The organism is Arthrobacter sp. TMS2-4, assembly GCF_054511075.1.
The window spans coordinates 154,427-166,484 of the sequence record NZ_JBTNDI010000005.1; the positions used below are offsets into that span (position 1 = coordinate 154,427).

Below are 12,058 nucleotides of genomic sequence, written 5' to 3' on the forward strand. Positions count from 1 at the left end.
GGAGGTGAACCTCGCCCGGGGGAAGACCCGGTCAGGCGAACTCCGCCAGGGTGAGGCCGGACTCGAAGCGCCGGTCCGCACCGTCCACCGGGTCCGTGAACGCGATGCTGTGCGCGAGGAGCTGCAGCGGCTTCGTGTAGTCGTCCGGGGCCTGGGGGTGCAGTACCGGGTAGAACGGGTCGTTGACGATGCCGAGCCCGAGGGACGCCATGTGCAGCCGGAGCTGGTGGGTCTTCCCGGTGTGCGGCTGCAGCCGGTACAGGCCGTGCCCGGCGCGCTCCTGAAGCAGGCTCACCGTCGTGTGGGTGTTCGCCGGTCCCTCGACCTCCTGGGCCAGGAGGTAGGTCCGGGACTTCACGATCCGGCTGCGCACCTCGAGCGGCTCCTCGTCGAGGCGCAGCTCCGGCAGGACGGGCGCCACGGCCCGGTACTCCTTGCTGATGCGCCTGTTCTCGAAGAGCAGCTGGTATGCGCCGCGGGTGTCAGGGTCGACGGAGAACATGAGGATCCCCGCCGTCATGCGGTCCAGGCGGTGCATGGGGATGAGGTCCGGGAGGCCGAGTTCCACGCGCAGCCGGACGAGGGCGGATTCCGCCACGTACATGCCGCCCGGTGTGGTCGGGAGGAAGTGCGGTTTGTCGACGACGAGCAGGTGGCGGTCCTGGTGCAGGATGGACAGCTCCACGGGAAGCCGTTCCTCGACCGGCAGTTCGCGGTAGTACCAGACGAACGTGTGGTCGCCGAGGGGAGTGGACCGGGTGAGGACCTCGCCGCCGAGGGCGACCACCTCGCCGCGGTCGAAGCGGTCGCCGATGCCTTCGGGGTCCACGTGGTCGAAGCGGTCGAGGATGTAGTCGAGGGCCGTCTCCCACGGCCCCTCCGCCGGCAGGCGGAGCCGGGTCGCGTTGACGCCGTTGCGGACGGGCAGGGGGGATCTCATCGCCATCAGCGCATCACCCGTCGCATTCCGTCCACCTCGTCAGGGTAGTGCCGCGGCGGCCGGGGCTTCCAATCGCGGCTGGCAGTGCGGACAGTAGTAGAGTTCCCGCAGTTCGGTCTCCTTGTCGCCGAGCTGTTCGAGCGCCACGGCCGTGCCGCAGCGCAGGCAGCCACGCCGGGAGCGCCCGTACACCCAGAGGGTGTTGCCACGGAGCTGTCCCGTGGTGGCTCGCGTACTGCGGTCCTTGTTCGCCTCGAGGAGCTTCTTCGACAGCTCGACCATGCGGGGCAGGTTCGGCACCTCCCCTACCGGGGTGAGCGGGTGGACGCCGGCGAGGAAGCACAGCTCGCACCGGTAGACGTTGCCGATCCCGGCGAGGTTCCGCTGGTCGAGCAGGGCGAGTCCGATGGGCCGCTCGGGCTGCTCCCGCAGGCGTCGCAGCGCCTCCTCGGCGTCCCAGTCGGGGCCGAGCAGGTCGGGGCCGAGGTACCCGACGGCGTCGTCCTCCTCGGTGCGGGGGATCACCCGCAGGAAGCCCAGTTCGAACCCGACGACGACGGCGTCCGCGGTCTCCAGGATGCACCGCGCCTTGAACGCCGGCCTCCGCCACTTCTCCCCGCGGGCATAGACGTGCCAGAGACCTTCCATCTTGAGGTGCGAGTGGATGTCCCAGCCGTCGTCGCCCCCGCCCCGGATGAGCAGGTGCTTCCCGCGCGAGACCGCCTCCTGCACCGTGTCCCCGGTGAAGTTCACGGTGGCGAAGCGGGGTACGCGGATGTCGCAGCGCGTCAGCGTCTTCCCGGCGAGGGCGCGGTGCAGTTCGCGGGCGGCACGCCAGACGGTATCTCCCTCAGGCACGGATCCTCAGCCCCCTCGGCGTGGTGTAGAAACCGGCGTCGGCGAGGGCGCTGCCGATGTCGGTGTCCAGGATCTCGCCGCCGTTGACCTTCTCGAGGGCCATCTTGTCCGCGGCCCCCCGGCGGATGATCGTGACCAGCGCCAGCGCTGCCGCCCGCAGGACGTCGACGTCCCCGGTGAACGCCAGCAGGGTCTTGCCGCCCCGCTCCACGTACAGGGCGAGCGCTCCGTCCACGAGCACCACGAGCGCCCCGGCCTTGCGCCCGGCGCGGTGTCCGCCCTCGGCCTGCGGCCAGCTGAGCGCCGCGCCGTAGGGATTGGCGGGATCGGTGGCCGCGAGTGCCACCGCCTTCAGCGGTGGGGCCTCCCCGCCGAGCACGTCCTGGGCGGTGGGCAGCTGGTTGTCGGCGCTGAACGAGCGCAGGCGGTCGACCGTCGCGGGGACGGCGAACTGCGCGGCGCCGAGGTGCTCGATGAAGTAGCCGCGGCGGCACCTCCCCATCTCCTCGAGCCGCGCCAGCACCTTGTACATGAGGCCGAAGCCGCCGGGGATGCCCTCGTTGCCGACGGCCCCGCGGGTGACGACGCCGTAGCGGTCCAGCAGGAGCTCCGCCTGCGCATGCGCGTGCAGGGTGGTCTCCGCCTCGACGGCGGGCAGCCCGTTCCAGCGGCCCGCCGCCAGGGGAGGGGTGGCACGCTGGTAGCCGCCTGTGGCGCCGTCGTCCCCGGCCAGGCTCAGGCGCATCGAGGCTCCGGTGAGCGACTTGCCGGGGGCTCGGCCGAGCCGTCCGGCCCTCGGTGTGCGCGCGCGGGCCGGGACCGGTCGCTGCTTGTGGGCGGTCTTGCCGTTCGCGAGGAGGGCGCGTACGGGGGAGAACGTGTCGTTGCTGATCCTGCCCGCCCACACCAGGTCCCACAGGGCGGTGACGACGGCGGTGTCCGACGTCGCCTCCTGCACGTCGAGCTGGTTCGTCAGCTGCCGCAGGAAGTACCCGCCGCCGCCGGCGAGCAGGTCGAGCAGCCCGGCGTGGAGGGCCGTGGGTTCGAATGTCGGATCGGGGCGGAGGGTCAAGGGAGCGTTCTCGGCCAGGTGCAGGGCGATCCAGCCGTCGTTGCCGGCGAGCGACCCGGCGCCGGACCAGAGCACCTCGCCGGTCGCGGTCAGTTCGTCGAGCATGGCGGGCGTGTAGTTGGCCACGCGCTGGGCGAGGATCAGCGGCTCCCAGGCGGAGGCCGGGATGGGGACGCCGGAGAGCTGGTCGATGACGGTGATCACGCCGTCGAGACCGCGCAGGCCGGAGCCGATGTGCTGCCAGGCAGGCAGGAACCGGCCGTAGGCGGCGGGGTCCACCGGTTCGACTTCCTGGCGGAGGGCGGCCAGCGATCGTCGGCGGAGACGCCGGAGGACCTCGACGTCGCACCACTCGCTCGCGGCCGGGGCGTGCACGGTGATCGTGCCGGGCTCGGCGCCGGACACCGCAGAGATGTCGAGCACGGGCACCGACTCGGCGGGGCGGAACTCACCCTCCACCACGCGGCCCGCGCCGGCGAGGCGCTGCAGCGAACCGGCGACGACGGCGACGCCCAGCCCCAGGCGGGACGCGGCTTCGGCGGCCGTGAAGGGACCGTGCGTGCGCGCATACCGTCCCACGAGATCCCCGAGCGGATCGGCGACGGGCTCGATGAACGCCAGGGGGATGCCCATGGGCAGGGGGACGCCGAGGGCGTCCCGCAGGCGGGCGGCATCCTCGACGGCGGAGACGCGCTCGACGCCGCCGATGTTGACGGTCAGCGCGCGGTTGGCCTTCACGAGGGCGGCGACATGCTCCCGCACCGCCGCGGGCGAGGCCCTCCCACGATCCGCGACGACGGGCGCGGTGTCGGCGAGCAACTCCTCGTCCGAGGGTTCCCCGGTCGGAGGCGTCTCTGCCAGGGGCGCGCCGGCCGAGAGTGCATCAGCGGCCGGTGTCCCGGTCGCCTGCACGTCTGCGGCGGGGGGCGCCTGATCCCCGGCGGGCGCCTCGAGGCGCTCGGCGATCTCCTGGACGGTCAGCGGCCCGAGGAGGCGCAGCAGGTCGGCGACGCCCTCGAGCCCGCGGGCCAGACGGTCGTGCTTGAGGCGCTGCAGCTCGAGTTCCGTGTCCGCGATGACCCGGGCGTCGAGCAGCTCCCGCAGTTCGGCGCGGCCGAGCAGCTCGTTGAGGAGGGTGGGGTCGAGCGAGAGCGCGGCGGCCCGCCGCTCGGCCAGCGGGGAATCCCCCTCGTACAGGAAGGACGCCACGTACCCGAACAGCATGGAGCGCGCGAACGGGGAGGGCTGCTGTGTGGTGACCTCGACGATGCGCAGTTCCCGGCGTTCGAGCGAGGCCGCGAGATCCTTCAGGGCGGGCAGGTCGTAGACGTCCTGGAGGACCTCCCGCACCGTCTCGAGGACGATCGGGAACGTCGGGTACTTCTTGGCGACGTCGAGCAGCTGCGCCGAGCGCTGCCGCTGCTGCCACAGGGGGGTGCGCTTGCTCGGATTCTGCCGGGGCAGCAGCAGGGCGCGGGCCGCGCACTCACGGAAGCGGGAGGCGAAGAGCGCGGACCCGCCCACCTCGGCGGTCACGATGCCGTCGAGTTCCTCGGCGTCGAACAGGAACAGGTCGGCCCCGGGCGGCTCGTCGTCCATGAGCGGGACGCGCAGCACGATGCCGTCGTCGGAGGCCATCGCGGAGCCGTCCATGCCGTAGCGCTGTTCGAGCCGGGCGCCCACGGCGAGCGCCCAAGGGGCGTGCACGGGCATGCCGAAGGGACTGTGCAGGACCACGCGCCAGTCGCCGAGCTCGTCGTGGAAGCGTTCGACGACGAGCGTCCTGTCGTTCGGCACGACCTCGGTGGCCTCGCGCTGCTCGGTGAGGTAGGTGATGAGATTCCCCGACGCCCAGGGGTCGAGCCCGATCCTCTCGCACCGCTCCTGCGCCTTCTCCGGCGTGGCCCCTGCCATCTCGCGCCGGAAGGCGCCGAGGGCGCGGCCGAGTTCGACGGGCCGTCCGAGGGAGTCACCCTTCCAGAACGGCAGCTTGCCGGGCTGGCCGAAGGCGGGGGAGACCAGGACGCGGTCGTGCGTGATCTCCTCGATGCGCCAGCTCGTGGCGCCGAGGGCGAAGACGTCGCCCACCCGGGATTCGTAGACCATCTCCTCGTCGAGTTCGCCCACGCGGCGTCCCCCCGCGCGGGGGCCCTCGCCCTCCGAGCCGACGAGGAACACGCCGAACAGTCCGCGGTCGGGGATGGTACCGCCGGACGTGACGGCGAGGCGCTGCGCTCCGGGGCGTCCGGTGATGGTGCCCTCCACGCGGTCCCAGATGATGCGCGGGCGCAGTTCGGCGAACTCGTCCGACGGGTAGCGCCCGGCGAGCAGGTCGAGGGTCGCGTCGAAGGCCGATCGGGGCAGGGTGGCGAACGGCGCGGAGGTCCGGACGACATCGAACCACTCCTCGACGTCGATGGTGCCGAGCGCCGCGGCCGCGACGGTCTGCTGGGCGAGGATGTCGAGCGGGTTGGTGGGGATGTAGAGGGGTTCGATCTGCCCGGCGAGCATGCGCTCCACCGTGACCGTGGTGTTGATGAGGTCCCCGCGGTGCTTGGGGAAGAGCACGCCCTGGGACACCTCGCCCACCTGGTGGCCGGCGCGTCCCACGCGCTGCAGGCCGCTGGCCACGGAGTGCGGCGATTCGACCTGCACCACGAGGTCCACCGCGCCCATGTCGATGCCGAGCTCGAGCGAGCTCGTGGCGACCACGCAGCGCAGGCGCCCCGACTTGAGGTCGTCCTCGATGAGGGCACGCTGGTCCTTGGACACGGACCCGTGGTGGGCGCGGGCGAGGAGCGCCTCCGCGCCGCTGGACTGACCCGCCTGGGCCATCATCTGCGCCGGCGTGGCGGTGGTGTGCGCGAACGACGGCGGGGGCACGGGCTCGACGGCGGCCGGGTCGCCGCCCGCCGCCCACACGGCGTCGCGCTCGCGTCGTTCCGCGTGGATCTCGTTGAGGCGTGCGGTCAGGCGCTCCGCGAGCCGGCGCGAGTTGGCGAACACGATCGTCGACCGGTTCTGCTGGATCAGGTCGACGATCTTCTCCTCGACGTGCGGCCAGATGCTCGCCTGCGGCACGGCGTCGCCGTCGTCGTCGGTGTTCGCCGCGGCCCCGCCGAGCTCCGTCATGTCCTCCACCGGGACGGTGACGGTCAGGTCCCACTGCTTCTTCGAGGGCGGGGCGACGATCTCCACGGGGGCGTTGCCCGAGAGGAAGCGGGCCACGGTCTCCTTCGGCTCCACCGTGGCCGAGAGTCCGATGCGCTGCACGGGCTTCTCGAGCAGGGCGTCGAGGCGGGCCAGCGACACCGCGAGATGCGCGCCGCGCTTGGTGCCGGCGACGGCGTGGACCTCGTCGATGATGACGGTATCCACCTCCAGAAGGGTCTCGCGCGCTTTAGAGGTGAGCATGAGGAACAGCGACTCGGGCGTGGTGATGAGGATGTCCGGTGGCCGCGTCAGCATGGCCCGGCGTTCGGCCTGGGGGGTGTCGCCCGAGCGGACGCCCACGGTGATGCTCGGCGCCGGGAGGCCGAGGCGCTTGGCCGTCTGCGTGATGCCGATCAGTGGTGCCCGCAGGTTCCGTTCGACGTCGACGCCGAGCGCCTTCAGCGGTGAGATGTACAGGACCCGGGTGCTGCGCTTCGGCTTCGCCGGGATCTTCCGGCCCTTCGCGGGGGCGGGAGGACCGGGGTCGACGTCGCCGCTTCCCTCACCGGAGGCGATCAGCCGGTCCAGGGCCCAGAGGAACGCGGCGAGGGTCTTGCCCGAGCCGGTCGGTGCGACGACGAGCGCGTTGGAGCCTGCGGAGATGGCGGACCAGGCGCCCTCCTGGGCGGGGGTGGGTTCGGAGAAGGCCCCGGCGAACCACTCATGGGTAGCGGGGGTGAATCTCGTCAGTACCTGCGTCACTCCCTCATCATGCCCCAGCGCACCGACACTCGGTCAGGGTGCCGGTGCGCCGTGACCGGTCAGGACGCAGGCTCCAGCGGACCGACCGTCATCAGCACGATCGACTCGGCGGAACAGGCCGGGAGTGCCTGGGGCAGGACGAGCGAGTCGGTGGCGCCGGGCGGGTAGACGCGGAGGCCGGATGCGGGTGTCAGTCCGCAGTCGGCGCCGTAGTTCTGGGCGTTGGTCTGCTGCAGCGTGGCCGAGGCGGAGGTGCCCGGGGCCAGGAGCACGAACACGGGGGCCGCGCCGTCGCGGTCCGCCGGGGCGCCGATCTGGTTGCCGGCGCCGTCCACGGAGGACACGCCGGGGTAGCCCGCGACGGTGCACGCCTCGTCCGATGCGTTGGTCAGCACGAGGGTGCGGTACACGCTGCCCGCCGCGCCCCCACCCAACTGGTCCTGGACGGAGCCGGTCAGCTGGGCCGCCGTGCAGGTGCCGGCCGCGCCCGCGGCCTCCGGCGAGGCCGACGGCGTCGCGCTCGGTGAGGGACTCTCGGGTGCGGAGGCGGACGGCGACGGTTCCGGCGCGGTCGTCGTGGCCGACGCAGTCGAGTCCGCCGTCGAGTCCGCCGTCGATTCCATGGACGGCGATTCGGATGGCGGCCCGGACGCCGTGGGCGCAGTGGTCGCGGTGTCGGAGGTCGACGCCGCCGGTTCTCCCGAGTCCGATGCCCCGCAGCCGCTCACGGCGACGAGTGCTCCAGCAGCCGCAATGGCCGCGATCCAACGCTTGCTCCCCAGCAGTGTAGTCATGGGCTCACCCTAAGGCCGCGGCCCCTCACTCCACAGGGGCGGAACACGTCGTGCCGAGATCGTTACCTATGGGGCCAATGATCCCTGTGGGGCCTATTCATGGTGGTAGGCGCGGCCACCCGCGATCTCCTGCGCGCGGTACACCTGCTCGGCGAGGATGAGGCGCACGAGCTGGTGCGGGAAGACCAGGGGCGAGAGGGACCAGGTGAAATCGGCGCGCTGGTGGACCTGCTGGTCGACGCCGTAGGCGCCGCCGATGATCACCGTGACGCTCCGGGAGGCCTGGAGCGGCACCAGCAGGGTCCGGGAGAGGGCCGGTGAGTCGATCGGCTTGCCGCGCTCGTCGAGGAGGATCACGTAGTCGGTCCCCACTCGGGCGAGGAGCCGGTCCGATTCCTCCCTGCGCGCCGCATCGTTCTCCCTCGCCGAATGGGCGATGAGCTGCCAGGAGAGGTCGAAGGGCTTCTTCAGTCGCTTGCAGTACCGCTCGATGCCCTCGGCCACCCAGCCCTCATGCTTGCGGCCCACTGCGAGCACCCGGATTGCCATCCCCTCAGGTTATCGCCCGGGCACGGCCCGGACCGCACCCCATCGGGCCGGGCCGGATGCACCCCGTAGGGTGGATTGCGGACGAAAGGAGCACGACATGAAGAAGATCCTCATGGTTCTGACCAGCGTTTCCGAGCTCGGCGACACGGGCGAGAGCACCGGCTACAACGTGGCCGAGGCCGCTCATCCCTGGAAGGTCTTCAAGGACTCCGGGCACTTCGTGGACTTCGCCTCGATCCAGGGCGGCCAACCCTCGCGTGACGAGGTGGACACCTCAGATCCCATCCAGGTCGCCTTCACCGAGGACGAGACCACGCGGGCGGGCCTCTACAACACGGCGCGCGTCGACGTCGTCGAGCCCGGCCAGTACGACGCCGTGTACCTCGTGGGCGGCCACGGCACCATGTGGGACTTCCCGGGCAGCGATGGCCTGCAGAAGCTCGTCGCCGGCGTCTACAACGCCGGCGGGCTGGTGGGTGCGGTCTGCCACGGACCGGCCGGCCTGCTGGACGTGGAACTGGAGAACGGGCTGCGCCTCGTCGAGGGTCGGAGGGTGGCCGCGTTCACCAACGACGAGGAGGTCGCCGCGGGCAAGGACAAGGTCATCCCGTTCTTCCTGGCGGACCGGCTCGAGGAACAGGGCGCCACCCACGTCTTCGCCGATGTGTTCGAGGAGAAGGTCGTCGTCGATGAGCGCCTCGTGACCGGCCAGAACCCGGCGTCAGCCGCCGGCGTGGCCAAGGAGATGGAGAAGCTGTTCGCGGAGGTCATCCACCAGGAGAAGGCCGAGGAGCAGCACGAGACGGAAGCGCTGCGCGCCGAGAAGGACGCTCAGAAGGCTGCTGCGGCGGAGGACGAGGGCTGACTCCGCCACCTCGCCTGGAACGCGGAACCCGACGACCCCGGTCCAGCGTGAGTCCGGTACTTCCGCGTGGTACTCCTACGTCACGGCCTTGAGGCCGACGTGAGGAGGGCCGCCCGACCTCCTAGATCAGGGAGCTGAAGAGTTCCGCTTTGCTCGTCGGTCCGGCGACGATGATTTCGTCGTCGTCGTACAGGATGGTCTGCGCTGTGGTGTAGTCCCATTCCCCGCCCTTGCGTTTGACGGCGACCACCGTGACGCCGTGTTTGGTGCGCAGCCCGGTGGTGCCGAGTTCGCGGTCCCAGTACCCGCGTGGGGGTCTGGTCTTGACCATGGCGAAGTTGTCCTCGAACTCCACGTAGTCGAGCATGGTGCCGCGGACCAGGTGGGCTACCCGCCTGCCCATGTCGTGTTCGGGGCTGATCACACGCTCGACGCCGAGCTGCGAGAGGATCTGGGCGTGGGGCTCACTGATGGCTTTCGCCCAGATGGTGGGCCGGTCGAAGCGCAGCAGGATCGACGTGGTCAGGATGCTCGCCTCCAGATCGCTTCCGATGCCCACGACCACGCGGTCGAACTCGGGCAGGGACAGTTGACGTAGGGCTTCCTCCCTCGTGGTGTCCGCGCGCACCACGTGGGTGAGGCGGCCGTTGTAGGACTGGACGACGTCCTCGTCGTTGTCGATCCCGAGGACTTCGGTTCCGGCGGTCTCGAGTTCGAGGGCCAAAGCACCTCCGAATCGGCCGAGGCCGATGACGGCGACGGAATCCGCGGCGGCGATCGTATCGGCGGGGTGGGAGGAGAACAGTCGTTGCCTAGCCAATGAGGGGCCTTTCCTTCGGGTATTCGTAGTGGAGGGGTTTGGAACGCAGTGCCAGCGCCGTGGCGAGGGTGACCGGGCCGAGCCGTCCGGCGAACATCACCAGGATCAGGACCACCTGGCCCGCGGGTGGGATGGCGGCCGTGATGCCGGTGGAGAGGCCGACCGTCGCGAAGGCGGAGATGACTTCGAAGAGGATCCGGTCGAGGCCGAAGTCGGTGGTCAGCATGAGGAACATCGTTGCGGTGGTGACGAGGCCGACGGCGAGCAGGACGATCGAGATGGCTTGTCGGTGGACGGAACGGGGCAGGCGCTTGCCGAAGACGTTGACGGCGGTGCCTCCGCTGATTTCGGTGTAGAGGATGAAGAACAGAACGCCGAATGTGGTGATCTTCAGGCCGCCGGCGGTTCCGGCGGGGCCGCCCCCGATGAACATCAGCACGTCCATCGCCAGCAGGGTGGCCGGATCCAGGTGCGCGAAGTCGACGCTGTTGAAGCCGGCGGTGCGTGTCATCGTGGACTGGAAGAATCCGGCGAGGATCCGCTCCTGCGGCCGCAGGGTCCCGAGGGTGGCGGGGTTGGACCACTCGACGGAGGTGATGAGGACAGTGCCCAGGACGAGCAGGATCGCCGTGCCGCTCAGGACGAGCTTGGTGGTCATGTGCCACGTGCGGGGGTATCGGAAGTGGCGTCGGAGTTCGAACAGGACGGGGAAGCCCAGGCCGCCGATGATGACGGCGGCACAGATCGGCAGGCAGATCCACGGGTCGCCGGCGAATCCGATCAGGCTGTCGCTGAACAGCGCGAACCCCGCATTGTTGAAGGCGGACACCGAGTGGAAGACCCCCAGCCACACTGCTTCCCCGAGGTCGTGTCCGTAGTGCAGGGCGAAGCGGGCGGCGAGCAGCACCGCGGTCACGGACTCCATGATCACAGTGATCCGCAGGACGCCGAGGAGCACCGTGCGGACGTCGCCGAAGCCGACGCTCTTGGTCTCTGCCGCCGCCGAGATGCGCGATCGAAGGCGCATGCGGCGAGCCAGGAGCACGCCGAGCAGGGAGGCGAAAGCCATGATGCCGAAGCCCCCCACCTGGATCAGGCCCAGGATGATCACGTGGCCGGCACCGGTCCAGTAGACCGGGGTGTCGACGACGATCAGACCGGTGACGCAGACGGCAGATGTCGCCGTGAAGAGCGCTTCGAGGAAGGTGGCCCCGCCCGCTCCGGCCTTCGAGGTGGGAAGCATCAGCAGCACGGTGCCGACCAGGATCGCCGCCGCGAAGCCCAGCACGATTCCCTGCGCCGGATGGCGTGGACTCAGGTGCGCAACCCACGGCCCGATCCTGCCCATGGACCGGCGCAAGAAAGCCGTCATGAGAGCCAGTGGCCGAGCCGGCGGATTCGGAGGGACTGGACGACCTGATCGATGGTTGCGCTCACGGGCTCGAATGTACGCCTGGGCCCGCGGGCCGATTCGACTTCTTGATGGATCCTTTACGCCTGTCCGTTCGGTCTGTGGGTGACGCCACACCCGGCAACGGGATGAGGAAACCGCCGCGCGCCGCCGGGAATCAGGGTTCGAAACGGTAGCCCATACCGCTTTCGGTGATGAAGTAGCGCGGACGGGTCGGATCTGGTTCGAGTTTGCGCCGCAGCTGATTCAGATAGACGCGCAGATACTGCACCTCATGGGTGTACGCCGGCCCCCACACTTCCAGCAGGACCTTCTGCTGACCGACCAGCTGGCCCGGGCTGCGCACGAGCAGCTCGACGATCTTCCACTCGGTGGGGGTCAGCCGGACCTGCTCACCGTGGCTCTCCGCTTTTCTCCCGGCGAGGTCCAGACGGAAGTCCGCCGTGGTGACCACGGGCGTGCCCGGAGTGGCGGCACTTCTTCTTTCGGCCGCGCGCAGGCGGGCCAGCAGTTCCTCGAGGCCGAAGGGTTTGGTCACGTAGTCATCGGCACCGGCGTCGAGCGCCTCGACCTTGTCCTCCGGGCCGTGGCGTGCAGACAGAACGATGATGGGCACCTGGGTCCAGGCGCGGAGACCGATGATCAGCTGCACGCCGTCCATGTCCGGCAGGCCCAGATCGAGGAGCACCAGATCCGGGCGGTGCTCGGATGCGGCCGCAAGGGCCGCGGCGCCGTCGGCTGCGGTCACCGGGCGGTAGCCGTGGGTGCGCAGGTTGAGTTGAAGAGCGCGCAGAAGCTGCGGTTCGTCCTCGACGATCAGGACGGTGGTCACCG

General features: G+C 70.4%; 10 protein-coding genes. 2 read left to right on the forward strand and 8 right to left on the reverse strand.

What is annotated here, in order from left to right; translation table 11 throughout:
* Positions 1–31: 31 nt before the first annotated feature.
* Genes ACX80F_RS09070 through ACX80F_RS09085 form a run of 4 tightly spaced genes read right to left on the reverse strand, consistent with a single transcriptional unit; the run spans position 32 to position 7,219 of the window.
* Positions 32–940 (reverse strand): RluA family pseudouridine synthase, encoded by a 909-nt coding sequence (locus ACX80F_RS09070; protein ID WP_459336113.1) that lies wholly within the window; start codon positions 938–940, stop codon positions 32–34.
* A gap of 39 nt (positions 941–979) precedes the next feature.
* Positions 980–1,798 (reverse strand): DNA-formamidopyrimidine glycosylase family protein, encoded by an 819-nt coding sequence (locus tag ACX80F_RS09075; protein ID WP_459336056.1) that lies wholly within the window; start codon positions 1,796–1,798, stop codon positions 980–982.
* Positions 1,791–6,785, reverse strand: coding sequence for an Lhr family ATP-dependent helicase (locus ACX80F_RS09080; RefSeq protein ID WP_459336057.1), 4,995 nt, complete (start codon positions 6,783–6,785; stop codon positions 1,791–1,793). The genes ACX80F_RS09075 and ACX80F_RS09080 overlap by 8 nt, the downstream gene beginning before the upstream one ends.
* Positions 6,786–6,844: 59 nt before the next feature.
* Positions 6,845–7,219: a DUF4232 domain-containing protein gene (locus ACX80F_RS09085; protein WP_459336114.1), complete on the reverse strand. Its 375-nt coding sequence runs from the start codon at positions 7,217–7,219 to the stop codon at positions 6,845–6,847.
* Here ACX80F_RS09085 and ACX80F_RS09090 point away from each other — a divergent pair.
* Positions 7,170–7,592, forward strand: coding sequence for a hypothetical protein (locus tag ACX80F_RS09090; protein WP_459336116.1), 423 nt, complete (start codon positions 7,170–7,172; stop codon positions 7,590–7,592). The genes ACX80F_RS09085 and ACX80F_RS09090 overlap by 50 nt on opposite strands.
* 80 nt (positions 7,593–7,672) lie before the next feature.
* Here the strand turns inward: ACX80F_RS09090 and ACX80F_RS09095 are convergent, their stop codons facing one another.
* Complete coding sequence (locus ACX80F_RS09095) at positions 7,673–8,128, reverse strand: 23S rRNA (pseudouridine(1915)-N(3))-methyltransferase RlmH (RefSeq protein ID WP_459336058.1); 456 nt, start codon at positions 8,126–8,128, stop codon at positions 7,673–7,675.
* A gap of 97 nt (positions 8,129–8,225) precedes the next feature.
* Between ACX80F_RS09095 and ACX80F_RS09100 the strand changes: the two genes are divergently transcribed.
* A complete protein-coding gene (locus ACX80F_RS09100) occupies positions 8,226–8,993 on the forward strand; it encodes a type 1 glutamine amidotransferase domain-containing protein (protein WP_459336059.1) in 768 nt (255 codons plus the stop codon).
* 121 nt (positions 8,994–9,114) lie between these two features.
* Here ACX80F_RS09100 and ACX80F_RS09105 read toward each other — a convergent pair whose 3' ends face one another.
* From ACX80F_RS09105 to ACX80F_RS09115, 3 genes are all read right to left on the reverse strand, one after another.
* The gene (locus ACX80F_RS09105; RefSeq protein ID WP_459336060.1) at positions 9,115–9,813 is read right to left on the reverse strand and encodes a potassium channel family protein; all 699 of its coding nucleotides are present in this window, start codon (positions 9,811–9,813) and stop codon (positions 9,115–9,117) included.
* Entirely contained in the window at positions 9,806–11,185 is a 1,380-nt protein-coding gene (locus ACX80F_RS09110; protein ID WP_459336061.1) for a TrkH family potassium uptake protein, read from the reverse strand. The genes ACX80F_RS09105 and ACX80F_RS09110 overlap by 8 nt, the downstream gene beginning before the upstream one ends.
* A 196-nt stretch (positions 11,186–11,381) precedes the next feature.
* Complete coding sequence (locus ACX80F_RS09115) at positions 11,382–12,056, reverse strand: response regulator (RefSeq protein ID WP_459336062.1); 675 nt, start codon at positions 12,054–12,056, stop codon at positions 11,382–11,384.
* Positions 12,057–12,058 lie beyond the last annotated feature (2 nt).

Bases quoted from the DNA above. Each gene is read 5' to 3' on its own strand.
- ACX80F_RS09070 (WP_459336113.1), bottom strand. From the start codon at position 940: ATGAGATCCCCCCTGCCCGTCCGCAACGGCGTCAACGCGACCCGGCTC.
- ACX80F_RS09100 (WP_459336059.1), top strand. From the start codon at position 8,226: ATGAAGAAGATCCTCATGGTTCTGACCAGCGTTTCCGAGCTCGGCGAC.
- ACX80F_RS09110 (WP_459336061.1), bottom strand. From the start codon at position 11,185: ATGACGGCTTTCTTGCGCCGGTCCATGGGCAGGATCGGGCCGTGGGTT.
- ACX80F_RS09095 (WP_459336058.1), bottom strand. From the start codon at position 8,128: ATGGCAATCCGGGTGCTCGCAGTGGGCCGCAAGCATGAGGGCTGGGTG.